A 25,187-nucleotide genomic window follows, 5' to 3' on the forward strand; every position below is an offset into this window, starting at 1 on the left:
ATAAACCTGTAGTTCATCAACCGTTAGTACATCAACAATTAGTCCATCAACCTATAACAGGTAACGGGCTTCTGATGCGGATACGCCGGTTCCGGCACACCGCCTATCGCAGCCCCTGGCTGGCACCGGCCACGGTGTTGCCTGCCGCCGCCGTGTTGCTGTTACTGCTGGCGGTATTTTTTCCATCGCTGCTCACACATCACCTGCCGGATCAGATGGACATGGGGGCAGTGCTCCAGCCTCCCGGCACAGGCCACTGGTTCGGTACCGACCCACTTGGGCGCGATGTATTCACCCGTGTGGTATACGGTACGTCGTTGTCACTGAGTATCGGCGTTGGCGCGATGTTGATCGCCTGCATCGGCGGCATACTGCTGGGTACGCTATCAGCGCTGGCACCGTTGCCAATACGCCGCGTGCTGGTGCGGTTGCTGGATATTATGCTGGCGTTTCCGGAAATGCTGTTGGCGTTGCTGGTCATCGCCGTACTGGGCCGCGGCCCGGAAAACACGCTACTGGCGGTCGGGCTGGCAGGCGTCGCCAGCTATGCACGGCTGGTACGCTCGCAGGTGCTGCAGGTGAAACTTTCTGGCTATGTGGAACATGCCGTCGCACTGGGCGAACATCCGTTGTACATCGTGATACGTCATATCATTCCCAACACCTTACGACCATTGCTGATTCTGGCGACCATTGGCGTCGGCAATGCGGTATTGTCCGCCTCGGCACTGAGTTTTCTTGGGCTTGGCGTGGTGCCGCCTACCGCCGAATGGGGCGCACTACTGGCCGATGGCCGCAACTTTTTGGATATCGCCCCCTGGGCCAGCCTGTTTCCCGCCAGCGTTGTCGCGCTGTCGGTGATCGTTATCACTCTGCTGGGCCGGCGTTTGCAGGCCATTCTGGCCAGGGGGACGGCATGAGTCAGTCTGCTTCGCAGCCATTACTGCGCGTTGATGGGTTGAGCGTGACCTTCCCCAGCCCGTACGGGCCGGTGGAATCGGTGCGCAATTTGTCGTTTCAGGTCAATCCGGGGGAGATACTGGCGCTGGTGGGCGAATCCGGTTCCGGTAAATCGGTCACCGCCCGCACGCTGGTTGGTCTGGCGGGTGAACGGGCGCACATTCAGGCCAACGCCATTGAACTGGTGTGCCATGACGGTAACCGGTGCGATCTGCAAAAACTGAGTGCCCGGCAATGGCAACAAGTGCGAGGCCGGGAGATCGGCTTTGTCTTGCAGGATGCGCTGGTATCGCTCGATCCGCTGCGGCGCATCGGGCAGGAAGTGGCAGAACCACTGCTGACCCATAAACTGGCCTCGCGTGACGATGTAGCAACCCGCGTCGCTGAACTGCTGGCTCAGGTCGGTATTCCCGATCCTGCCAACCGTGCCGCACAATACCCGCATGAGCTGTCCGGCGGTTTGCGCCAGCGGGCGCTGATCGCCTCAGCGCTGGCTGCCGGACCCAAACTATTGATCGCCGACGAGCCTACCACCGCGCTGGATGCCACCGTCCAGCAACAGATACTCACGCTGTTTACCACTCTGGCGCAAGCCGGGCACGGCGTGCTGCTGATCACCCACGATCTGGCGGTGGTTTCGCAAGTCGCCGATCAAGTGATGGTGATGCAACAAGGCGAGTTGGTGGAGCACGGCCCGGCACGACAGGTGCTGTCCGCGCCGCAACACCCATACACCCGCAGGCTACTGGCGGCAATTCCGACTGCCGCCACCCGTGGCAACTGGCTGGCAGGAGCAAACCCGCTCAGTGCGCAGGCATCGCGCGTGCTCTCCGGCGCTGGCGATGCAGGCAAAAAGAGCGGGCTGGCGTTGCAGGTAGATGAAGTCTCTGTCTGGTTCAAACGCCCGGATGGCAGCCGCCTGACCGCGGTAAACAACATTTCGCTGGCGGTGGAACGTGGCGAAACGCTGGGCATTGTTGGCGAATCCGGTTCAGGTAAGACCACGCTGGGGAAAGTGATGCTGGCGTTACAGTCACCGGACAGCGGTGAAGTGCGCCTGTCCGGCCACCCCTGGAGCACACTGGCCGAACGGCAACGCCGCCCATTGCGCGCCCGAATCCAGACCATCACTCAGGACCCGCTCAGCTCGTTCGATCCGCAGTTCACCATTGAACAGATCCTGTTGCAACCGTTGCGGCTACGACGCGATCTCAGCCCACACGCCCGTCAGCAACGTATTCTTACCCTGTTGGAACTGGTAGGGTTATCGCCAACGCTGCTTTCCAGACGGCCACCATCGTTGTCCGGCGGGCAGCGCCAGCGTATCTCCATCGCACAGGCGTTGGCGGCGGAGCCGGATGTGCTGATTTGTGACGAACCGGTATCGGCGCTCGATGTCACCACGCAGGCGCAGGTGCTGGACCTGTTGGTGGCGTTGCAGCAATGCCTGCACCTGTCGATGGTGTTTATTTCTCACGATCTGGGCGTAGTGCAGCACATGAGTCATCGGATTGCGGTGATGAAAGATGGCGATGTGGTAGAGCGAGGTACCGTGGAACAGATATTCTCTCAACCACAACACCCCTATACCCGGCAATTACTTTCCACCGTCGCCCCGGTGGTGGTTAGCCGGTAATGGGGGAGGTCCATCCACTGTTGTTGAGACTCACTGTTGTTGAGACTCACCGTTGCTAAGAATCTTCGTTGCTAAGACGCGCATATCATCAAATCAGCGCCTCCCGAAAGATACAGCCCACATCAGATGGGCTGTATTGCTTTGATTATTTGCGGCAAACGAATCAAGCCATCGTGACGAGATTCATGCGGCATCATGCAGGCAACGGCAATTAACGTTGATCATAGAGTTATTCATAAGGTACGACATCGTATTACTGGCAGTGCTTTTCTATTTATCTACCTCTGATCTACATAGCCCTCAGATACGCGTCGTTTTATTCACAAAAGACCAAAAATCACTAACCGGGATCACAAAACCATCGTTCCAAAAATAAAAAAACAATTTGCCAAAATCACGATTCACTCTATAAAACGGAACAGACTTTTGAATTATCATGCCGTAACTAAAGACACCTTCTCTTAATTAAAAAGAAAACCGCGATGAAAAAACTCTCACAATTAACCGTCTTTTCAAAACTCTTGCTAGGGTTTTCCGTGCTCATCGTCATGATGCTGTTGCTCGGTATTGTGGCGATTTACCAGCTCAACGCCAGTGACAATAATGTTGGCACGTTCAAGAATAACCGTATGCCCGGTGTCCGTTATACGCTGGAAATGCGTGGTATGTTGTCGGAAATACGGCTGCAACAGGTGCAATATATTGCGTCGAAAACACCGCAGGAAATCGAAGGCCATCGGGTCGAGTTATTGCAGAATCAGGATATATTCCTTAAAGCTCAGGCCAATTACGCTAACCTGCTGAAGAATGCGCCGCAGGACAAACAAGCGTTATTCAATCAGGTTGTTGATAATTTTAAGAACTTTGTTGATGTTAACAGTAAAGTCATTGATGCCGTCAACAACGGAAGGCTGGACGAAGCCAGTAAAATCAGCGGCGCCGTCTCCTCCAAATATCGCACCCAGTTAATGAAAGATCTGGCGCAATTGGTGGATATGGAAATTGCGGCAGGTGAACAGGCCGGCGTCGCCTCGGAAGCTGGCTATAAAGATGCGCTGTATACACTATCCGGCCTGCTGGTGCTGGCACTGATTGCCACCGCCGTCATCACCACGTTAATTACCCGCAGTCTGTCACGTCAGCTTGGCGGCGAACCTGATTACGCGTCAGCCATTATGAATCAGGTTGCATTAGGGAATCTGCGTGTTCCTATCGCGCTGCGTGCCGGTGACACCAACAGTTTGCTGGCGACCATGAAACTCATGAACGAAAAACTGGCTGAAATCATTCGGGGTATCGTGGAAGGTAGTGAATCTATCTCGCTTGCCGCCAATGAAATGGCTCAGGGAAATAGCGATTTGTCACAGCGTACCGAGGAGCAAGCGGCGTCGCTGGTGCAAACCTCTTCCAACATGCAGCAGATTACTGAAACGGTAAAACGCAACGCCGACAACGCCCATCAGGCCAGCGAACTGGCGCGCCAGACGTCTCAAACCGCGGTACACGGCGGCAATGTGGTAGACGACATGCTCAAACGTATGCATGAAATTTCCGCCAGTTCGCAGAAAATCGTCGATATTATCTCGGTGATCGAAGGCATTGCTTTCCAGACCAACATTCTGGCGCTTAACGCTGCGGTGGAAGCGGCACGCGCAGGCGAACAAGGCAAGGGATTCGCCGTCGTCGCCGGAGAAGTACGTAGTCTGGCACAAAAAAGTGCGAACGCCGCCAAAGAGATCAAAACGTTGATTGAAGGCACGGTAGAGAAAATCACCGATGGCTCCCGTCATGCCGATACCGCCAGTCAGGCCATGGAAGAGATCGTCAGCGCGGTCAGCAAGGTCACCGATATCGTGGCGGAAATTTCGATGGCGTCCAACGAACAGCATCAGGGGATCAAGGAAATCAGCGTTGCTATCGAGCAGATGGACCGGGTAACCCAACAGAACGCTGCGCTGGTTGAGCAAGCCGCCACCGCCGCTCAGTCGATGACGGAACAGAGCGAGCAGTTGCGCGATTCCGTCCGCTTCTTCCACCTGGAAGCCCAGCAGCCGTCCGCATTACGCCTTAACTGATCCAACTTACCGGGCCGTCACACGACGGCCCGCTTGCTGTTTACCTCGCACGTCTTACCTCTCACTGCTGGCCCCTCACGTCTTACCTCGCCTTTCCGTTCCCTTCGCAGCAACGTCCCGCTATGGATGAGATTCACGCTTCGTCGGGCAGGGTTTTCAGTGCCTGAGAGAGCGTTTGAGCGGTCTGACGCAGCGGCGTCAACAACGTGTCCTCATCAATTTGGCGCAGCTTGGCCGAAGAAAGCGACAACGAAATAGCGTATTTCACGCGCTGATGCGCATCGAATACTGGCGCTGCCATGCAGGATACACCGACTTCGTGCTCTTCACGATCAAACGCCACCCCACGCTGACGCACATCTTCCAGTTCTCGCGCCATCTGTATCGGATCGGTAATGGTATACGGGGTCAGTTTGCGAATGTGCGGTTGATGATGACTCCAGTAGGAAAAAAATGCGTCTTTGGTGTCGTCTGCCAGAAACAGTTTCCCCATTGCCGAGCTGAACAAGGTCATCTGCTGCCCCAGATAAGCACGCGTGCGCAACATACCGATGGTGGGTTCCAGCTTGTGGATCAGGATACAGTAATCACCGTCACGTCTGGAAAAATTGACGGTTTCCCCGGTAGCGGCGTTCAATGCCTGCAACGGCGGCGCAAGCAGCCGGAGAACCTCTGGCGGTGCCAGCGATGTCTGCCCAACGCGAATAAATTTCGTCGTCAAACGGTAACTGCCCGCCGCTGGCGCCGGAGTGACATACCCACATGCCTGCAACCCTTGCAGCAAGCGATGTACCGTGCTTTTGTTGAGCTGAGCCAGCTCAGCCAGATGCGCCAACGGACAACCATTCGGGTAATTACTTAAAATTTCAAGCAGCAGAAACCCTCGCACCAGGCTTTGATTGCCTATGGGTTTATCATGACCATGCGCCAGCGTTCTCATGCATCATCCCCCTCTGACTGAGCAGTTTCATTTATCGATATCATGATTCGACACGCTATGACATGATGCCACCCCAGCGGTCTGGTGTTATATAAACAGAAAAAAGCCGCAGGGTAACCCATCGTCAGGTCAGCCAGGGATGCCAGGCACTAAAACGCGCGCGAACCTGCGGGTCTGGCTGAGTCGGGTCGCCGCTCACTTCTCCAGCCAGCTTGGCAAGAAAATCCACCAGCCAGGAGGCATTGGCTTCGGCGATGCGTTTGCCTTCAGCCGTATTCATGGTTTCCGGCAGGCGTATCAGTTTAACGCGGAAGTGATCCAGCGTGTAGAGACGATCATCCAGCTCACGCTCGCAGGCAAACATATCCTGCGGATCGAACAACGGACGCCCCATCATGCCCGCTACATAAAACACCCGCGCCAACCCCAGTGCACCGAGCGAATCCAACCGGTCGGCATCCTGCACGATTTTGGCCTCCAGCGTTTGTGCCATAATACCCGCGCTAAAACTGTGTGCTTCGACTGCATGGAACAGCGCCGGATATAACGCGTGGGGAAAATCAGGGAAATCCCGTGACAGAATGCGTACGGCCTCTTCCGCCGCCATGCGGGACGCGTGGCGGCGATCAGGATGATTCTTCGGCACCAGCACAATGTCATGCAGATAAGCGGCGGCAATTATCACCCGCAGATCACCGCCTTCCAGCCGCTGGATATGCCGGGCGCTATTTGCTACACGCACCAAATGATGGTGATCATGTGCGCTATCCACAGAGTCCGCCAGATGACGGGCGACATATTGACTTATTGCCTGTTCAAACGCGAGTAAATCCATGTCTTTCTCCTGCGCCAATTCATATATCCCCGTCATACTTCAAGTTGCAGGTGCGTTGGCTGGTCAAATTCGTTCCCGACGAATTTGTCACTCGGTTACCGCGTTACAAGGCTCATATGAGCCTTGCCCTAACGGGCCAACGCGTTGCGTTGTTCAACGCGCGAGCGCGTTGTCCTGCAACTCGAATTATTTAGGGTATAAATCATCACACAATAACCAAAAACTCATGACAACAACATGACTGATGTACTCAACGCTGATCTTCACTATTGATAATAAGCGGTAAAATTATTCTAAATAAAAAATACTTATTCCCTATTTTGTCAATAAATAAATATTTACTTTCCTGATAACACATTATTATATTTAGCCACTTATACGATGTCGTAACGCTTATTTTTTCATTTTCGTTATGTCATTTTTTTAATTTACAAAACATAACCTGAAGTCTGTCGGGTAATGCAATCAAGGGTATTTATCCCATGAATCCGGTTTTACTCTTTTTTCTCGCCTTAGTGTTTATCGCTGATGGCCTGATGGTGTTCCTGATTCCGGTACTGGTTTATGCTGAAACCCAAAGCCTGGTTTATTCCGGTTTGTCTTACTCAATAGGGTGGCTGCCGCGTATTGTGTTAACCCCGGTGCTGGGTGTGTTGATTGACCGCATGGGCGTCCGCCCTGTCTCCATCGCCTCTGATGCAACCAAGGCGTTCGGCTGCCTGCTGCTTTGTCTGGTGTTGAATTTCGCCGAACAACCGCTGATATTGGCGTTAGCCTGTGGGTTGCTGGGTGCTGGAGTCTCCATCGGCAATGCACAAACCATCACCGCAGTGGAAAAGCTGATCGCCGCCCACAGCCGCGACATTGATAGGGATGCTAATCTGCTCACCCGGCTGGATTTACTCGGCATGGTACTGGGACCGGTGATGGGCATGTTACTATACGAATATGGTTTTCTGACACTATTGTATATCGCCGCCACCCTCTATTTATGCAACGCTTATTATTTTCTCACCTCTCGCCTGTTTTCTTCCACATCGGAACTTTCGCCAAAAAATAAAATCAAGGCACCACACTCAGCTCCGAAAAAACGATTTCCGTTACTCATTATAATCCGCAATCCATTTATTATTCTGATGATCGTGCTGGCAGCAGGAAATAATATGTTTGATGGGCTGGTGGAATCCAGCGGTGCGGCATTGATTAAAAATCAGATGGAACTGCCGGTGAAATATTTCGGTTTCATCGATATCTGCGCCGGTGCGGCGGGATTTCTATCCACGCTGGTTTACGGTGCGGCGCTCAATCGCCTGAGCCGGGAGGCACTGCTGGCGACAGGGCTTGGCCTGATTGTCATCGCTTCGCTGCTACTGACCACCACGCTCGACCAATTAGGAGCATTCCTGACATTTTACGCGCTGGCCATCGTCGGCAAGGTTTTTACCGGCAATATCATGCGCACGCTGCGCCTGACGCTGATCCCCTACGAGCGGCTGGCCAGTACCTCATCACTGATACTAATGTTGAACCAGTCGGTATTGCCGCTGATGGGGGGATTTCTGTTTTTGTCCGAACACTATAGCTGGCCGCTGACCCGGTTTATGTATATCGCTATCGTGCTTTCACTGCTGGCAGGTATCGGGTTGTTGATTGGCCTGCGGCGTAAATCGGCAAACACACCACTGCCTTCACCCCAGCCAGACCATTTGGCGTAACGTATCAACATATGTCCAACGGTATGAATATTTTATAAAAGTGAATCCGATTTCGTTGCTGGTTTTTTTTCATCATCAGCGAATGCCGGGCAAAAAACAGCGGCAAAGCGCGTGTAGTCGGGGCTGTTGTGCCGCTGGATAACGTTAATTCATACAGTCACACTCAGAAATCATCGCACAAAATGCAAAAAATAATGTACGTCTGGTTACGAATCCGTAACCACCAGATCCCCCATCCTTCCATATTATGCACTTAAGATAGTCATGCGTTACTTGCCATGTGCGCTGCCGACAACGGTAGCAATAACAAGGCCGATAGGCGACTTTGCCTTCTTATAACTTTCTTTACAACCATCTGGAGACAATATGCTACGGACAATGTGTCTGGCAGCCTGCCTGATAAGCACCAGTGCGCTGGCCGCGGAAAGCACCGATCTGGCATCACTGGTTAGCCAACGCCTTAGCTACATGAAAGATGTTGCAGGCTACAAAGCGGCTCATCATCTGGCGATTGAGGATCTGCAACAGGAGGACAATGTACTGAAAGCCAGCCGACAGCAGGCAACACAGTACGGGCTGGACGCCGATTCGGTGACACCATTTATTCAGGCACAGATGGATGCCGCCAAGGCAATTCAGTATCGCTATCGCGCCGACTGGCTGGCTGTGCCGGAAAAAAACTGGCAACCACGCTCGCTGGATGAAGTGCGTGCTCAGATAGCCAAACTAAACGGTATGCTGCTCCAGCAACTCGCCGATACGCTGCGCAAGCAGGGCGGCAGCCTGAGCCATCTGAATCACACCGCGTTTATGCACACGGTTATCCAGAAAAACCTCAGCGAGTACGACAAAGCGCGGCTGTTCAACACCCTGAAACAGGCAAAATTACAGCATTAACCGCCCTGGCGGCACGCAGATTCATCGTGCCAGCTTCCTGCAACGATGAAAGCTGCATGGGGTAACCAAGAGCAAGGTGACCCCATGCAGCATCTCCCCTGCGTTGCAGGTGCTGAAGGCGCTATGAACACGGAGAAGGGTCGGCGCATTAGCCAATACCGAACACTGCCACGGTGCTGTTGCAGCACCCGTGTTACTGACGTGCTCCGATAGCCAGCCGATTGAAGGCGCTCATCAGGGCGATGGCAAAGCAAAGATCGGCGATCTCCGCCTCGGTGAAGTGGTCACGCAGCGGTGCAAAGTGCTCGTCCGGCGCATGGGTCTGCGCCACATCCACCAGCGACTCCGTCCACGCCAGCGCGGCCTGCTCACGTGGGTTGTACAACGAACACACCCGCCACCCAGCCAGACTATCTACTTTTTCATTGCTGACGCCTGCGCGCCGCAACCATCCTGCGTGCATGTTTAAACAAAAGGCACAGCCGTTGATTTGCGAAATGCGTAAATAAACCAGTTCGATCAGTTCAAGACCGAGCGTGCTTTTCTCCAGCGCTTTTTTGGTCATCAACAGCCCCTGGTAGGCTTCCGGCGACAGCGTGGCATACGGCAAACGTAATGTACTCATCGTGTTTCTCCACTGTGGATCGGCGCGTTAAAACGTAGGGCTCGCGCCAACAGCCCCTGACGAAAATAGAAACGGTGAGCTAACGCATTGGATAACGCAGAATCCAACACCAGCTGGGCACACTGTTCGCGTGTCGCTTCCTGATACATTGCCTGCATCAGCCGATCGCCAATGCCCTGCCCGCGCACCTCGTCCCGGCATACCAGGTCATCAACGTACAGAAAGCGCCCATACACCAGATTTTCCTGCACCCGGTACCCAGCGAGCCCAAGCGCAACATCGGCCTGCCAGGCGACCAGCAACTGGTAGCCATGCTGTGCCTGCCGTTGCACCTGACGAACAAATTGCTCGCTGTCGGTTAAATGCGGTCGCAAGGTCTGCATCAGACTAAAACACGCCAGTTGTTCCGCCTGACTACTGGCCCATGCCAGATGAATGTCAGCCATCATTTCGATCCTTACGCGATGAAGAGGGTTGCAATGCGGGCTACTGTAAGCCAACAATGCCCCATTCAATAGGGGCAAGAAATGTCGCTTTGATAAGGACATAGTGATGGATTTTCTGACCAGACCGTTTTCGCCAGCGCCGTCCACACCTCTCAATCAACAGCTTTACCAGCGTATTCGGGATGCCATCGCCAGCGGGCAATTACGCCCCGGCGAGCGAGTTCCCTCGGTACGCAGCCTGGCCAGCGAACTGAATCTGGCGCGCGGCACGGTAGAAGCCGCCTATCAGCGGCTGACAAGCGAAGGTTATCTGCTGCCGCGTGGACCAGCCGGCACCATTGTTTCACCTGGGCTGGCAAACCTGACGCCCTCCCATGCGCCCGTCGCTCCGGCGTCATCACGCCCACCGCCAGAACCGGACAGCCCGGCTACTTTGCCTTTTCAGTTGGGACTACCGGCTCTGGATGCTTTTCCACGCACAACCTGGAACCGGCTGGTTGGGCAACGCCTGAGAACGTTGGCTGGTAATGCGCTGGCCTACCCGGACCCACAGGGATACCTGCCGTTACGCCGCGCGATTGCCGCCTATCTCGGCGTCTCTCGTGGTATCGCCTGCTCAGAGCAACAGATTTTTATTACTGCGGGTTACCACTGCTCGCTGGATTTGATCTGTCGGACACTGTTCAAACCCGACGATCTCGGTTGGTATGAAGACCCCGGTTATCCGCTGGCACGCCGTTTTCTGCTGCACGCCGGTATGCAACTGGCCCCGGTATCGGTGGATGAAGACGGTCTCGATGTGGCCGCAGGCGAGCAATACGCGGGGCACGCCCGCTTCGCCGTCGTGACCCCCACCCATCAGAGTCCGCTTGGCGTCGCGCTATCGTTACCACGGCGTCTGGCGTTGCTGGCGTGGGCGGCTCGCCGGGAGGCGTGGGTTATCGAAGATGATTACGACAGTGAATTCCGCTATCACGGTCGGCCCTTGCCTGCGTTAAAAAGTCTGGATAACGACGAACGGGTTATCTATACCGGCACATTCAGTAAGGTGTTTTTCCCCGGCCTCAGGCTGGCTTATCTGGTGGTGCCACAGGCACAGATCCCGGTATTTCAGCAGACGGCGCAAATTCTGCACAGTAACGGGTTCATACTGGCGCAAGCCACCACCGCCGACTTTATGGAGCAGGGGCATTTCGCCCGACATATCAGAAAAATGCGCACACTCTACGCTGAGCGCCGCCGTTACCTGCAAGAGGCGATCACCGCACTGGCAGGTAACCGGGTAAACCTTCATGCCAGCGCAGGCGGAATGCATCTGCTGGCCAGACTAGCGCTGGAAGGCCAGCATGACAGGGATATCGCCGCGCAAGCCATTACCGCTGGGTTGTCGGTGCAAGCGCTCAGCCAGTGGCGGCAACGGGCAAACAGCGCTGGGGGATTACTGCTGGGATTCACCAATCTGGTGAGCGCTGAGCAGGCACATCAACTGACTCAACGCCTCTGCGCGTTGCCGTCGTTTCAGCGCCTGCCCACCATCAGGCAACAACCTGACTAGTCCGTTTTCAGACGCGAAATCCGCTGGCCGCTAACCACGGAGGCCAATGTGGCGAAAGTACCTGCGGCTACCAACGATGCATGGGTGCCTTGCCCGCCGAACAGGTTGAACATCAGCGCCACCAGCGCCGCACCGGTGGTCTGCCCCACCAGTCGGGCGGTGCCCAGCATACCGCTGGCACCGCCGCTGCGATGACGGGGTGCCGCGCTGATGATGGTGTGATTATTCGGCGACTGAAACAACCCGAAACCCACGCCGCACAGCACCATGCGCAGTCCAATGTCCAGATAGCCTGGCGACGTCGGCAACCAGGCCAGCGAGAATAGCCCCAGCGCAAACAACGACAATCCAATGGTGCACAATACCCCGGCATTGATGCGCTCAAGCAAACGCCCTGCAACTGGAGCTACCGCCATGATCGCCAACGGCCAGGGGGTAAGCAGCAAGCCGGTTTCGATTTCATTCATCCCCAGCACGCTCTGGAAATAGAACGGCAGCGACACCATCGCCAGCATCTGCGCACAGAACGAACTGACCGACGTGCCCATCGACAGCGCAAATATCGGAATACGCAGCAGATCCACCGGCAACAACGGATAGGGCTGGTTGAGCTGACGGCGGAAAAAATAGCCCCCCACCAGCAGGGTCAGCAACAATTCGCCCAACACCAGCCAGCCGTTCTGCTGGTGAGCAAAGCCACCCAGCGCGATGAAAAATAGCCCGAAGGTCAGTGCGTTCAGCAGCGCGCCGGAGGCATCAAAGCGCTGCGCCTTCATCCCGTCGTTACGCGGCAAAAAACGCCAACCCAATAGCATCGCAACCATGCCGAACGGCACATTAATCGCAAACAGCCACTGCCACGACGCCACGCCTAAAATCCCTGCGGCAATGGTCGGCCCGGCAGCGGTAGACACCGCCACCACCAGCGAGTTGATCGCCATACCTCGTCCCAATCGGGTTTTAGGGTAGATAAGCCGGATCAACGCGGTGTTGACACTCATCAGCGCAGCAGCTGCCAGCCCCTGCAGAATGCGCGCCAGCGTCAGCGTCGTCAGCGAATCCGACAACGCACAGACAAACGACATCAGCGTAAACAGCACCAACCCGACCAGATAGACCCGGCGGTAGCCCACGATATCCCCCAGCGACGACAGCGACAGCAACGTCATGGTGACCGCCAGTTGATACGCATTGACGATCCAGATAGACGACGCCGGGCTAATGTTAAAATCGGCGGCGATGGTGGGTAACGCCACGTTGGCGATAGCGCCGTCCAGCACCGCCATAGCAATGCCAAACGCAATAGCGAAAATGGCGCCAAGACGCGCCGGCATCGGTAATCCGTCAGCGACGGAATCCGTACCCGAAGAAGTGACTGCTGCGTTCAAAATGATGTCCGAAAATAAAAGGCGTGAAGTGCGCGGCAAGGCCTCCCGCCGCACGTTTTTTGTACCCATCACCCTACTGGGTTTGGCAGGAAGTCGCAATTGATTCACGAAGCAATTTGTGCGTCATCCTGTTGATGAAGCGCATGATTTTTTTGATGCCGCCTGGCATAGTTAGCGCATCGACTAACACGATACGTTAACTTGCAGGAACATGCATGGCCGCCTCCACGCTCTGGACGCGTAACCAATTACTGGTTGCGTTTACCTTGTACAGCCAATTACCGTTCGGCAAGCTCCACTCCCGCAACCCTGAGATTATCCGCTACGCCGGGCTGATTGGCAGAACCCCTTCTGCGCTGGCGATGAAACTGGTAAATATCGCCAGTCTTGACCCGGTAATCACCGATTCTGGGCGTAGCGGATTACGTCAAGCCTCTAAAGCCGACCGGGAGCTGTGGCAAGAACTGGATCGTGACCCGGAAACCTTCGAGCAACAATGCCAACAGGCGATAGCGGCGCTGGCAGCGCCGGATGAAACCCCCTCTCATGCACAGGAAGACAATCCGCCCGACTATTACGGCCACGAACGTCTGGTCACCACCACAGCACGCGTCGGCCAGAAACAGTTTCGCAAGCGGGTGTTAAAAGCCTACGATGAACGCTGCTGTATTACCGGGTTGGAAGAACCGATCTTATTGATCGCCAGCCATATTCGGCCATGGAAAGACATTGCCGAACACCGTTTAGACCCTAGCAACGGGTTGTGTTTGTCTGCGCTGCACGACAAAGCCTTTGACCAAGGCTTGATCGGGTTTAATGATCATCTGGAGTTATTGCTCTCGCCACGCCTCAAAATGCTGAGCAGCGAGATGGTGCAAAACCAGTTTGAGCAATATGAAGGCAAGCCGTTGCGCTTGCCGAAAGAGCAAAATCACGCGCCTAACCTTGCGCATATTCAGCACCATCGTGAGCATCTTTTCGGGAAACATTAACTGCTCGATCTATTAGTCCGCCTAATTACAGATTAAATCTATTCATTGGCCTTATCGCCGGAATGTATCCATTATCCACACCGAGCAACAGGCTGGCGGTATCACCGCACAACTCGTTGTTATTATTTGCATTATTCAATTCACCTGTAATTTCAATTCATCTGTAACTAAAGAGAAATCATGCCGTTACCTGTATTTATTACCGGTTTTATGACCGGTGCCGGTTTGATCGTCGCAATTGGCGCGCAGAATTCATTCGTATTGCGTCAGGGGATGCGCCGGGAGCATGTGTTTTGGGTCAGTTCGGTGTGCTTTTTATGCGATCTGGTACTGATGACGCTCGGCGTGCTGGGTCTGGGGAAAATCATTAACGACAGTAAACCGGCGATCACCGCGCTGACGCTGGCCGGGGCGCTGTTTCTGCTGTGGTATGGTTATAACACGCTGAAAAGCGCCTGGCGCGGCAACAACCAGCTGACGATCACCTCACAGGCGGATGGTTTGCGCCGACGCACGGTGATCAGCGCCAGTCTGGCGGTCAGCCTGCTAAACCCGCATGTTTATCTGGATACGGTGGTGATTATCGGCGGCATTTCCTCCGGCATCGCCCCCGATCTGAAGCTGTGTTATCTGGCCGGGACCGTCAGCGCCTCGCTGCTCTGGTTCTACACCATCGGCTACATGGCCGCCGCCTGTTCGCGTTATTTTGCCAACCCGACCACCTGGCGCGTCATCGACAGCCTGATAGGCTGCTACATGATTTTTATGGCGTTGCAGCTGTGTCGTTTGCTGTATCAGTGATAACGCTATCTGATGCGGACGCGCCGCCGCGCAGCCATTCTATTTCCTTTGTCGGCCAGGCGTGCAGCCGCGCCAGCGCGTCGGCGTAGAGCGGCATGGCATTGGCCGCCCCTTCCCGTTCAACACATACTGCGGCGTAAGCAGACGCAAACAACGCCGCCTCGGCCAGCGCTTCCCCCGCCGCCAGCCGGGCTGCCAGTGCGCCATTGAAGGCATCCCCAGCACCGGTGGTGTCTTTCGGCTGTGCCGGGAAAACCGGGATGCGTGCCAGACTATCGCCAGTGGACAGCAAAGCCCCCTGCATACCCAGCGTGATCACCAGTTTCGCCACCCCTTTATCGTGCAGCACCTCGGCGGCACGTTCGGCACTCTCCCAGTCATTAACGGCAACGCCGGTAAGTTGGGCCGCCTCGGTGCTATTGGGCGTGAGCAAATCGACGTGACGCAAAAACGCATTGCTGACCTTCTGCCACGGTGCCGGGTTGACGATGACGTAGGTGTCCGCCTCACGAGCGGTGTCCATCATGCGTTGGATGGCGCTCAGATTATTCTCCAGTTGCATCAGCAGGATATCAGCCGCCGCCACTGTTGGCCGACAGCGGGCGACTTCAGCAGCGGTGACGGTGAGATTAGCGCCGGGGTAGACTGAAATCATGTTTTCGGCATCATCCCCCGCCACGTAAATCAGTGCGTTGCCGGTCGGCTTTTCCTTGCAGGTAAACAGGGTGATAGCATCAAACCCACTGTGTTCCAGATGGCGACGGGCGTAAGAGCCGAAATCATCCCGCCCAACCTTGCCGATATAGTGCACCCGCGCCCCGGCACGCATCGCCGCCATCGCCTGATTGGCGCCCTTGCCGCCGGGTCCCATCATGCTGTGCTGGGCAATCAGCGACTCGCCAGGCGCCGGAAAGCGCTGCATATGCGAGACGATATCCAGATTGAACGAGCCAAACACGCACACCTTGCCTTTCATACCGGTTCTCCCTCAACGAGGTTCTCATTCCAATAACGTCATCGCGTCATCGTCCCCAATAGCGTTATCTCCCGAAATAACGCTCCGCTGCCAGACAAGCGCCACGGCACCCAGTGTGATCGGTCGCGGCACTGACCACCAGTTTCAACCCGCGTCGGGTTACCGGTGGGCGCAAATGGCGCTCCAGCCGCGACTGAAACTGTTGCAGCGGAAAATCCGCCATTGCCGGCACCCCGCCCCCCAAAATCAGGTATTCCGGGTCCAGAATATTCATTTCTGCCGCAATGGTTTTCGCCAGCCGGTCAATAAACGCGCACAGGTCCGGGTGGTCGCGCTGGGTCGAAAACAGTGTTGCAAGCGGCTGCTCCGGGCAGTGCCGCTGCGCCCACTGGCTCAACCAATGGCCGCTGGTGACGGTTTCCACGCAGCCTTCGTTGCCGCACGGACAGGGGCGCGGATTGTCCGGCCACGGAATGTGCCCCAACTCGCCGGAGCCGCCGTGCTGGCCGTGGTAAAACTGGCCGTTGATCCACAGGCTGTTGCCCAAACCGGTGCCGAGATACACCCCCACCGCGTGCTGCGGCAGACGCTTCAGTTGCAGCAAATCCCACAACATCAGGTGGTTGACGTCTTTATCCATCGCTACCGGCACGCCTATCCGTTCCGCCAGTTGACGCGCCAACGGCTGGTCATCCAACACGGGGATAAACGGCAGCGACACCACCTGCTGGCGGTCATGACTGAGGATACCCGGCAACCCCAGCATCACGCCGCCGATGGCGCAGTCCGCCGTCGCCAGCGCCGGGCGCAACACCTCAGCCAGCGCGCCCAGCGCATCCGGCTCCCGCGCCCAACTGGCGGTCGGCACTTTGTGAAACCCCGACCAGTGGTGTTGTGCATCCATCACCAGCAACCGGGTGCTGGTGCCGCCGATATCCACCCCCAACCAGCCGGTCATCACACAGACTCGCTTAGCGCGCCCTTCGCCTGCGCGATGTGTCCTTGCATCAAATCCCATGCCTGCTCCAGCCGGTCATGCAGGCCGAACAAGCCGGATGTACCGACGATCAGCACCTCAGCACCCGCCGCCAGCAGCGTACCGTAGGTTCGCTGGTTGCAGGAACCGTCCACCTCTATCAGGTACTGGTAGCCGTGCCGGGCTTTCAGGCTGCGCAGTTCCTCGATTTTGCGCACCATTTCCGGAATAAATGGCTGACCGGCGTAACCGGGGTCCACCGTCATCACGGTTATCTTGTCCAGCAGGTGGATGTAGTGATGGATATACGATACCGGCGTCGCCGGGTTAAGCACCACGCCCACCCGGCGATTCAGCGCGCGAATCTGATTAATGACCCGGAACGCGTCACGGTTGATGGTTTCGGCGTGCGGGCAGATAACGTCCGCCCCGGCTTTTGCCACCGCATCGATAAAATCGGTCGGCGCTTCCACCATCAGATGCACGTCGATAGCCACGCGAGTAAATGGCCGAATCTGTTCAATGAAAAACGGCGACAGGGTGATGTTCTTGACGTAGTGCCCGTCCATGATGTCCACGTGCAGAAAATCGGCCCGCGAGTCCAGCACCGCCAGTTGCTGCTTAATCTCCATGAGATTCATACACATCAGCGAGGGGGAAAGTTGAGTACGCATCAGACGTCCTTTTTATCGTTTAACGATGACTGGCGGGCCAGCTGCACGCTGCGGCGCACGGCCCGGTAATGGATGTATTGGTTTTTAAAGAATTTGAGCGACAGCACCACGATCAGCACCGCGCCCCACATCGCCAGACTGAAATGCTGGCTGATGTTCAGCAGGTTGAAACCGGTGGAGAGGATCTGTAACGCCACCAGCGCCAGCACCACGCCGGTGACCCGGCCAAAACCGCCGTTAGGGTCAGCGCCGCCAAGAATGATCGCCAGTACTGTCAGCAGCAGGTAAGAGTCGCCGTAGCCGATGCGTGCCGAGTTAAAACGCGCCATCATCACCAGCCCGGCCAGCACGCACAACAAACTGGAAATGACATACACCAGCACCAACATGCGGTGGGTGTTGATGCCGCTAAACCAGGTGGCGTTGATGTTGCTGCCGCCCATGTAAATGCACTTGCCGGCACGGGTTTTGCCAAGAAATAGCGCCATCGCCGCAGCCGCCAGCAGGAACAGATAGAGCGGTAGCGGCACGCCGAGCAGCGTACCGGAACCGAGTGTGCGCACCACCTCCGGCATACCGCTCACCGCCGCGCCGCGTGTCAGCCAGATACCGATGCCGTTGACCGTCATCATGGTGGCGAGTGTCACCAGAATCGGGTGCGCGCCCACTTTGGTTACCATCAGCCCGGTAATCACCCCAATCAGCACCGCGATCGCCACCGCCCCCAGCACCCCGATGCCCAGCCACAGCAATTGCAGTGCCGTACCGGCGCCGGACGGCAAATAACTCAGCAACACCCAGGCGATAAATAAGCTGGTGAGATTAGCCGTGGCGATGATGCACAGATTCAGGCCGCCGCTCAGGATGGCGACGAACATCGCCAGCGTGAATAGCCCTAATTCCGGCAACTGAAACGCCATGCTCATAAAGGTAGAGCCTGTGAAGAACCGCCCCGGCAGCGCCAGCGTAAAGGCGGCTACCGCGATGGCTATCAGCAGCAGCAGGCCGGGATGCGCACCACCCGCCCGACGGACAGCGATACGTAACCGGGCAATCGAGTTCATGGCGGAATACGCCTGTCGTTCAGGTAAAACTGACATCGGTTTCCTTCCGTTTTTTGTAGTGGGTAACGGTTATCGCCAGCATGATCACCGCGCCGATGACGATGTTCATGAAATAGCTGGAGACGCCAATCAGGTTGAGGCCGTTCTTGAGGATGGCTATCAGAAACACGCCCATCAGCGTGCCGGTGACGGTGCCTTTGCCGCCCATCAGGCTGGCACCGCCGAGCACGGTGGCGGCCAGCACGTCCAGTTCGCCGCCCACCAGCGCATTCGGCACCACTTCGCCGACACGGTAGACCTGCACCAGCCCGCCGACTGCCGCCATCACGCCGAGGTAGCCGTAAGCCAGCAGGTGGATCAACCCGACGCGAATCCCGATGCGCCTTGCCGATTCCTGATCGCCGCCGGTGGCGTATAACTGGCGGCCAAGGTGGGTTTTGTTGAGCAGGACCCAGGTGAACAGCGCGATCACCAGCATCAGCGTCAGCGGCAGGCCGACCTGATAACTCTGGCCGTTGACGGTAAACGGCAGCACGCTGCGCAGCGTCACCCACCATTCCGGCAAGCTGTACAGGCTGTGGCCATTGGTCAGCCACATCAGCAAGCCAAACAGCAGCGATTGCATACTGATGGTGATGATGATCGACACAATACGCAGCGAGTAGATCAACACGGCGTTGATCATGCCGAGCAGCGCACCGCACAGCACCGCCAGCCCGATGCTGACCACCGGATTATCAAGACCAACATTCACGAACAGTGAGGCGATCAGGTATTGTGTTACCGAGGCCACCGCCGCGAACGAAATATCGATGCCGCCGGTCACCAGCACCACGAACAACCCCAGCGCAAAAATACCGGTAACGGCATAGGTATCCGCCAGGTCGAGCAGGTTTTGCCACGTCAGGAACTGGTCGCTGGCAAGGGAGAAAAACACCACGAAACACAGCAGCACCCAGGCCAGCCAGCCCTGGCTCGACTGCGGTTTCAACCAGGATATGTCAGGCATTGATCACCTCCGCCAGTTGCTGCTGCGCGATGTCGTGTGGCCGGTATTCGGCATGGATGGTGCCATCCTGAAAATGCAGTACCCGGTCGCAGTTGTAGTAGACTTCCGGCACTTCGTCGGAAATCAGGATGATGGAAAGCCCCTCACGGGCCAGTTGGTGGATCAACTGATAGATGCTGGCTTTGGCCCCCACATCCACCCCAACGGTGGGCGAGTCGAGGATCAGTATCCTCGGCTGGGTCAGCACCCATTTCGCCAGCACGATCTTTTGCTGGTTGCCGCCAGACAACGTGGAGATCGCCTGTTCCGGGTCCGCCACCCGCACTCCCAGTTGCTGGATCCAGCGCAGAATCAGCGTGTTCTTGCGGTATTCGTCAATCAGATGGAAGCGACTGCGCAGTTGGTCAAGGATGGTCAGCACCATGTTGTCCGCCACCGACTGCTGCTGGATCAACCCCAGCGTCAGCCGGTCTTCCGACACATAACCGATACCGGATTTGATGGCGTCCTCATGGTGACGAAAGCGCACCGGCTTGCTGTCGAGCCAGATTTTTCCGCTGTCGGGCTGGGTCATGCCGAACAGCGACAACGCCAGCTCGGTACGCCCGGAGCCGAGCAACCCACACAGCCCCAGCACTTCGCCCTGATGCAGCCGGAAGCTGACATCGTGGTACTGCCCGGCGCGACTCAGCCTCTCCACCTCCAGCAACACACGATCCGGATTGCTGGTGGGAGCTTTCAATTGATAGTCGAGCGTCAGGCCGGTCATCAGCTCGGTCAGCCGCGCGCCGTCCATCTCGCTGGCAGGCCAGGTGCCGACCTTACGGCCATCACGGATCACCGTTACCCGGTCGGAGATCTCCAGCACTTCATCCAGCCGGTGACTAACGAACACCACGCAGATGTTTTTGTCTTTCAGATAGCGCACGGTGCGCAGCAGTTGGTTGACTTCGGTGCGGGTCAGTGAGGCGGTCGGTTCGTCCATGACAACCAGCCGAGCCTCCGCTACCAGCGCCCGGCAGATCGCCACCTGCTGGCGCTGCGCAATGGACAGCGCCGCCACCGTGGCATCGAGTTGCAGGTCGAACTGCAATTCGTTGATGATGCGCTGCGCGGTGTCGCGCACCCGGCGGGCGCTGTACCAGCCGAACAACCCGTTCAGGTTATGCTCGAAGGCGATGTTTTCCGCCACGCTCAGGTTGGGAAACAACGACAGGTCCTGATAAATCACCTGAACGCCAAAATCACGCGCCTGCCGGGCGGTGAGGCGCGCGAGTGCGTCGCCTTCTCCCAGTCGGATACAGCTGCCGCTATCCGGGGCATGTACCCCGGATATCACCTTGATCAAGGTACTCTTGCCACAGCCGTTGGTGCCAGCCAGACAGTGCACTTCTCCCGCCATCAGCGACAGCGAGATATCGCTCAGCGCCCGGTTGCCGCCGAAGGTTTTCGACAGGTTCTCCAGCGCAATCAGCGTCTGTGGTTCAGCCGCGTTCATCGCTTACAACCCCATCTTGACCAGTTTCGGCAGGTTAGCTTTATCCAGGCTCTCGGTCGTGTTGCCGAGAATGGTGTGGGTCTGGCTATCCACCTTCACTTTGCCCAGGCCATCGATGGTCATGCCGTCGGTAATGGCTTCCTTCTTCTGGATCATATCCGCCAGCCGCACGAACACCTCGCCCGCCGTCATCGGATTCCAGATATAGCCGCCCTTGATAGCGCCACGATTAACCAACGACTGGCCCTGACCGGGGCTAAACGAACCGATAACGCAGATCTGGTCAATCTTGTTGCGCGCCATGACGGCACGACCGGCACCGATGGGGCCCTGCGAACCAAACGCGATAATGCCTTTCAGATCGGGGTATTTAGACATCAGCTCGTTGGTGGTGCGGATAGAGTCATCCAGCGATTCGCCAACGCCGAACTTATCCGCCACCAGTTCCATCTTCGGATAGTGGGTTTTCTGCCACGCCACGGCGGAATCAACCCAGGCGTTGTGTAGCGGCACCGTCAGGCTGCCGACGTAGGCGGCATATTTGCCCTCGCCTTTCATGCAGTCCGCCAGCGCTTTCATGTGGTTCTCACCGTGGGTTTTAGCGTCAACCAGCTCAAAATCCCAGTCAGCGTAATTCTGTCCCGGCGACTCGTGCACCAGCACCTTGATGCCCGCTTCCTGAGCGCGTTTCAGTACCGGCTCCAGTACTTTCGGGTCGTTCGGCACTACGCCGATGATGTCCACCTTCTGGGCGATCAGATCTTCAATTGCGCGTACCTGTAACGCCGGGTCTGCCGAGGTCGGCCCCACCTGCCAGGCATCAATGCCGCGTTTAGCCGCTTCACTCTTGATACCGGCCTCCATCGCGTTAAACCACGGAATGCCGCCGATTTTCACCACCACTCCCATGCGCAGCTTATCAGCGGCGTGTGCAGAAGCAGCAAACAACGTCAGCAAGGTACAGGCGAGTAAGGTCTTTTTCATTATGCTTCTCCGATCGAGTTATTAATTAACTGCATGGCGGACGGACGTTGTGAACAATCGATAATATTGACGCCATTCCATGCCAGTTCCTGTTGAAGCGCTTTATCTTTCAAACTGTCGGTAATCAGAAAATCCACATCGCGGTAATGACAAATACGTGCGAACGATGGATGAGAAAATTTACTGGCGTCCATTAATAAATATTTTCTTTCCGATGCCAGCAGCATTTGTTGTTTTAAATGGGCGCTATTTTCATTGCCCTCACGTAAATAACCGTCATTCCCCAAACTGCTACAGGAAAAGAAAATCTTATTAATTAAAAACTCCTTTAATGGTTGCTCCGCCACCACACCGCTAAAATCTTCATAGCGGTCAGAATATTCTCCACCCAGACAAATAGTGCGAATATTCCCTTTCGGTGCCAGCGTTTGCACCGTGCGCAATGAATTGGTTAATACCGTTAATTCAATATCCGGCAATTGCCGCGCTAAAAACCAGCAGGTGGTGCTGCTGTCGAGCAAAATACAATCGCCGGGGCTGATAAAATCCAGCGCGCGTTTAGCCATTTGCATTTTCTGCGACACATTTTCATTCATGCGCTGACGAAATGTGGCTTCCTGTTCGCTGTGCCCGCTGGTTATATTCGGAACATTTCCCTGGCTGCGTTGCGCAATAATCGCACCGCCGTGACTGCGTAATAACACCCCTTTCTTTTCCAGCAGCGATAAATCCCGCCGGATGGTTTCCTGTGACACCTGGCATAACTTCACCAGTTCTGAAACCAATACACGACCATGTACGGTTAATTGCTCGACAATGCGCTGCTGACGCTCAATCGGCAACATGGCGACCTCCTGTGGGTATAAAGGTAATGGATAGCGGGAACACAAAATGTGCCCTGGGCAAAAGACCGGGGGCGGGAAAATGGCGGGGCTGCATTCAGTGATCCTGGTGGAAAATAAAAATGAAACTTGCATCACCAGAAGAATTAAAGGTGATGAATGTCACAAAAAGTACCGTTTTAACGGCCATTATCGTGCCTTAACATAAGCACACTAATAAATGTATCAATAAATTAACATGACCGAATGTGACCGTTTTTGTGGATTTGACCGGTTTATGGGGAACAACACGCAGAAGGGATAAGCAAGGATACTCAGAAAGCGGAGGAAGCGCTTGCCCCCCCGATAAAAGCCATGAAACTGGCAACGATGCTAAGCGATGCCATTCCACACCGGTGTTGTTGTCACGCACCCAGGATTTGCGGCGGTAAATAGGGAAAAACGGGGGAAGCATGGGGTGTGAGCCGGAACACCATCCTCACCACAGAGAAAGGCGTGAAATGTAATGCACGTTCTTCCTGATTGAAAAGTTCATATTGCGAGCATCATTCCAAAACGAGTCGCAACCTCACTGTAAATCCATACAGCCCATTTCACCTTGTTAACGACTGGCATAGAGTGTGTGTGTGCGGCGGCAACATCCGCAGCCGGGCGTGGAACCCCGAATATCTGGAGCTGAAAAACACGTTGTTTTTCAGTAAGTATCCGTAGCTCAGGCAGGGCAACCAGAAGGTTGGCCGGCCAACAGATCCGGTGTTCCAACCTTGTCTGGGCCACACCTTTAGCCTAGAACCTGAAGGCGTAGCGACATAACCATCTGGCAATGGAAGACTTAATTATGACGGACACCAACGCGACTCCCGCTGACAGCAGCATCACCCTTTTTCGTGACCTGATCGCCAGCCTGCCGTTCTACCAGTTTGATGAGGTTCAGTTGTGTGACCTTGGCGCTATCGCCGCTGAATCCGTTTCTGGTTTATGCCATGGACTCAGTGAACTTGGCGACCGGCTGCAAAATGGCGACGGCATCGAACCCGAACAACGCTACCAGTTGGGCGCCAGTCTAAATGCCGCCGCACACCTCATCCCGGCGTTATTGGAAATCTGTGAACAGACGGAGCGATACACACGGGCGCTACCGCAGGCGAATGAACCGATACCGCTCTACGTGGTTTACACCGCGTGATGTAACGAATCAGGTGCTTAACTACTATCTTATGGCTGTATATAGGCACGTCACGACGGCCTGTTGTGACACCACGTCCTGTCTGGCAGCAAACACGGGTGAGCGTCTTATCGGGAAGCTCACCCTCTCTCTAACGCCACCCGTACCTGACCTATTAACCAGTAAACGTGATGCGTTGCTTTGTTCCCTGCAAACCGGGGACGTTCTCCTGCCTCGCCGGTTGTGCGGGCGTCGTCAATCGCCCGTTTGCTCTGACCATGCAGGTCAAACTTTATCAAACTTCCCGGCATGGTAATCCGCTATCGCTTGCTGGATCTCTTCGCGCGTATTCATCACAAACGGCCCATAAGACACGACAGGCTCGTCTATCGGCTCCGCATACCCAAACAGCAACACCGTCTCATCCGTAGCCTTGATAACAACGGTATCACCATCATCATGCATCTCCACCAGATTCCACTGTGAAACAGGGGTACCTGCGATGCCCACCGCACCACGCACCACATATAAAAACACGTTGTTTCCCTTCGGTGCAGGTAACGTCACCTCAGCATCTGATTGCAGTTGCACGACTGACATAAACACGCCGGTGAGCGACGGAATAGGACCGGTTACACCCTCATACGTGCCTGAGATCAACTGCATATCACCCCGCCCCGATGCCAACGGCACGCGGGGAATGGCATCATGTTGCAAACCGATATATCGGGGTGACGTCATCTTCAGGCGAGAGGGTAAATTCACCCACAGTTGCAAGATCTCCATTGCGCCGCCCTGGCGTTTGAACGCATCCGGCGACAATTCAGAGTGAACCAGTCCGGAACCAGCCGTCATCCACTGAACGCCACCCGCGTTGATGATGCTTTCATGACCACCGCTGTCACGATGTACCAGGCTGCCTTCCAGAATAAAGGTTACGGTTTCAAATCCCCGGTGAGGATGCGGCCCAAAAGGCAATCCCTGATTATTCGGTAAGTACACTTGTGGACCGTGATGGTTCAGAAACAAAAACGGGTCCACCTGTGGTACGCCCGGCCCCGGTACCGGACGGCGGGTTATCAGGTCAGCGATATCATCCCGATACGCGGCATGACAGGTTGATACAGTACGCAT

Annotated in this window: 23 protein-coding genes; 9 read left to right on the plus strand and 14 right to left on the minus strand. The window is 55.8% G+C overall.

Features of this window, described 5'->3' with window-relative positions; translation table 11 throughout:
* Positions 1-74 precede the first annotated feature (74 nt).
* From Dpoa2040_RS04425 to Dpoa2040_RS04435, 3 genes are all read left to right on the plus strand, one after another.
* Positions 75-920, plus strand: a complete 846-nt coding sequence (locus tag Dpoa2040_RS04425) for an ABC transporter permease (protein WP_168640433.1) — start codon at positions 75-77, stop codon at positions 918-920.
* Positions 917-2,596 carry an ABC transporter ATP-binding protein gene (locus Dpoa2040_RS04430; RefSeq protein WP_168640434.1) on the plus strand — a complete coding sequence of 560 codons (1,680 nt, stop codon included), beginning with the start codon at positions 917-919 and terminating at the stop codon, positions 2,594-2,596. The genes Dpoa2040_RS04425 and Dpoa2040_RS04430 overlap by 4 nt, the downstream gene beginning before the upstream one ends.
* Before the next feature lie 482 nt (positions 2,597-3,078).
* Positions 3,079-4,671: a methyl-accepting chemotaxis protein gene (locus Dpoa2040_RS04435; RefSeq protein WP_168640435.1), complete on the plus strand. Its 1,593-nt coding sequence runs from the start codon at positions 3,079-3,081 to the stop codon at positions 4,669-4,671.
* 133 nt (positions 4,672-4,804) lie between these two features.
* Here the strand turns inward: Dpoa2040_RS04435 and Dpoa2040_RS04440 are convergent, their stop codons facing one another.
* Both Dpoa2040_RS04440 and Dpoa2040_RS04445 read right to left on the minus strand, forming a co-directional pair.
* Positions 4,805-5,611: an IclR family transcriptional regulator gene (locus Dpoa2040_RS04440; protein WP_168640436.1), complete on the minus strand. Its 807-nt coding sequence runs from the start codon at positions 5,609-5,611 to the stop codon at positions 4,805-4,807.
* Between the two features lie 124 nt (positions 5,612-5,735).
* Positions 5,736-6,446 (minus strand): HD domain-containing protein, encoded by a 711-nt coding sequence (locus Dpoa2040_RS04445; RefSeq protein ID WP_168640437.1) that lies wholly within the window; start codon positions 6,444-6,446, stop codon positions 5,736-5,738.
* 482 nt (positions 6,447-6,928) lie between these two features.
* Here Dpoa2040_RS04445 and Dpoa2040_RS04450 point away from each other — a divergent pair, with 482 nt between their 5' ends.
* Both Dpoa2040_RS04450 and Dpoa2040_RS04455 read left to right on the plus strand, forming a co-directional pair.
* Positions 6,929-8,161, plus strand: a complete 1,233-nt coding sequence (locus Dpoa2040_RS04450; protein ID WP_168640438.1) for an MFS transporter — start codon at positions 6,929-6,931, stop codon at positions 8,159-8,161.
* A 366-nt stretch (positions 8,162-8,527) separates the two neighbouring features.
* Positions 8,528-9,058: a chorismate mutase gene (locus Dpoa2040_RS04455; RefSeq protein ID WP_042868269.1), complete on the plus strand. Its 531-nt coding sequence runs from the start codon at positions 8,528-8,530 to the stop codon at positions 9,056-9,058.
* 193 nt (positions 9,059-9,251) lie between these two features.
* Here the strand turns inward: Dpoa2040_RS04455 and Dpoa2040_RS04460 are convergent, their stop codons facing one another.
* Together Dpoa2040_RS04460 and Dpoa2040_RS04465 are read right to left on the minus strand one after the other, a co-directional pair.
* On the minus strand, positions 9,252-9,683 hold the full coding sequence (locus Dpoa2040_RS04460) for a carboxymuconolactone decarboxylase family protein (RefSeq protein WP_168640439.1): 432 nt from the start codon (positions 9,681-9,683) through the stop codon (positions 9,252-9,254).
* Positions 9,680-10,129 (minus strand): GNAT family N-acetyltransferase, encoded by a 450-nt coding sequence (locus Dpoa2040_RS04465; protein ID WP_168640475.1) that lies wholly within the window; start codon positions 10,127-10,129, stop codon positions 9,680-9,682. Before Dpoa2040_RS04465 ends, Dpoa2040_RS04460 begins: the two co-directional genes overlap by 4 nt.
* A gap of 106 nt (positions 10,130-10,235) precedes the next feature.
* Between Dpoa2040_RS04465 and Dpoa2040_RS04470 the strand changes: the two genes are divergently transcribed.
* On the plus strand, positions 10,236-11,684 hold the full coding sequence (locus Dpoa2040_RS04470; protein ID WP_050569375.1) for a PLP-dependent aminotransferase family protein: 1,449 nt from the start codon (positions 10,236-10,238) through the stop codon (positions 11,682-11,684).
* Here the strand turns inward: Dpoa2040_RS04470 and Dpoa2040_RS04475 are convergent.
* On the minus strand, positions 11,681-13,018 hold the full coding sequence (locus Dpoa2040_RS04475; RefSeq protein ID WP_246867245.1) for an MFS transporter: 1,338 nt from the start codon (positions 13,016-13,018) through the stop codon (positions 11,681-11,683). The two genes, Dpoa2040_RS04470 and Dpoa2040_RS04475, sit on opposite strands and share 4 nt — an antisense overlap.
* 269 nt (positions 13,019-13,287) lie before the next feature.
* Here Dpoa2040_RS04475 and Dpoa2040_RS04480 point away from each other — a divergent pair, with 269 nt between their 5' ends.
* The gene (locus Dpoa2040_RS04480) at positions 13,288-14,064 is read left to right on the plus strand and encodes an HNH endonuclease (protein WP_168640441.1); all 777 of its coding nucleotides are present in this window, start codon (positions 13,288-13,290) and stop codon (positions 14,062-14,064) included.
* A 180-nt stretch (positions 14,065-14,244) separates the two neighbouring features.
* A complete protein-coding gene (locus Dpoa2040_RS04485) occupies positions 14,245-14,865 on the plus strand; it encodes a LysE/ArgO family amino acid transporter (RefSeq protein WP_146411612.1) in 621 nt (206 codons plus the stop codon).
* On the opposite strand, the gene Dpoa2040_RS04490 is transcribed toward Dpoa2040_RS04485, so the two are convergent.
* The 8 genes from Dpoa2040_RS04490 to Dpoa2040_RS04525 form a co-directional block, all read right to left on the minus strand.
* Entirely contained in the window at positions 14,828-15,841 is a 1,014-nt protein-coding gene (locus tag Dpoa2040_RS04490) for a ribokinase (RefSeq protein WP_168640442.1), read from the minus strand. The genes Dpoa2040_RS04485 and Dpoa2040_RS04490 overlap by 38 nt on opposite strands.
* A 64-nt stretch (positions 15,842-15,905) precedes the next feature.
* Positions 15,906-16,799 (minus strand): allose kinase, encoded by an 894-nt coding sequence (gene alsK, locus Dpoa2040_RS04495; protein WP_168640476.1) that lies wholly within the window; start codon positions 16,797-16,799, stop codon positions 15,906-15,908.
* Entirely contained in the window at positions 16,799-17,491 is a 693-nt protein-coding gene (alsE, locus tag Dpoa2040_RS04500) for a D-allulose 6-phosphate 3-epimerase (RefSeq protein ID WP_042868249.1), read from the minus strand. The genes alsK and alsE overlap by 1 nt, the downstream gene beginning before the upstream one ends.
* A complete protein-coding gene (locus tag Dpoa2040_RS04505; protein ID WP_168640477.1) occupies positions 17,491-18,555 on the minus strand; it encodes an ABC transporter permease in 1,065 nt (354 codons plus the stop codon). The genes alsE and Dpoa2040_RS04505 overlap by 1 nt, the downstream gene beginning before the upstream one ends.
* 19 nt (positions 18,556-18,574) lie before the next feature.
* Positions 18,575-19,564 carry an ABC transporter permease gene (locus Dpoa2040_RS04510; protein ID WP_168640443.1) on the minus strand — a complete coding sequence of 330 codons (990 nt, stop codon included), beginning with the start codon at positions 19,562-19,564 and terminating at the stop codon, positions 18,575-18,577.
* Positions 19,557-21,062 (minus strand): sugar ABC transporter ATP-binding protein, encoded by a 1,506-nt coding sequence (locus Dpoa2040_RS04515; RefSeq protein ID WP_168640444.1) that lies wholly within the window; start codon positions 21,060-21,062, stop codon positions 19,557-19,559. The genes Dpoa2040_RS04510 and Dpoa2040_RS04515 overlap by 8 nt, the downstream gene beginning before the upstream one ends.
* 3 nt (positions 21,063-21,065) lie before the next feature.
* Positions 21,066-22,046, minus strand: a complete 981-nt coding sequence (locus tag Dpoa2040_RS04520) for a substrate-binding domain-containing protein (protein ID WP_168640445.1) — start codon at positions 22,044-22,046, stop codon at positions 21,066-21,068.
* On the minus strand, positions 22,046-22,891 hold the full coding sequence (locus Dpoa2040_RS04525) for a DeoR/GlpR family DNA-binding transcription regulator (protein WP_168640446.1): 846 nt from the start codon (positions 22,889-22,891) through the stop codon (positions 22,046-22,048). Before Dpoa2040_RS04525 ends, Dpoa2040_RS04520 begins: the two co-directional genes overlap by 1 nt.
* Positions 22,892-23,726: 835 nt before the next feature.
* Between Dpoa2040_RS04525 and Dpoa2040_RS04530 the strand changes: the two genes are divergently transcribed.
* On the plus strand, positions 23,727-24,074 hold the full coding sequence (locus Dpoa2040_RS04530; protein ID WP_042868238.1) for a hypothetical protein: 348 nt from the start codon (positions 23,727-23,729) through the stop codon (positions 24,072-24,074).
* A 264-nt stretch (positions 24,075-24,338) separates the two neighbouring features.
* Here Dpoa2040_RS04530 and Dpoa2040_RS04535 read toward each other — a convergent pair whose 3' ends face one another.
* Entirely contained in the window at positions 24,339-25,187 is an 849-nt protein-coding gene (locus tag Dpoa2040_RS04535; protein ID WP_168640447.1) for a pirin family protein, read from the minus strand.

Source organism: Dickeya sp. CFBP 2040 (genome assembly GCF_012273755.1).
GTDB classification, from domain to species: domain Bacteria; phylum Pseudomonadota; class Gammaproteobacteria; order Enterobacterales; family Enterobacteriaceae; genus Dickeya; species Dickeya poaceiphila.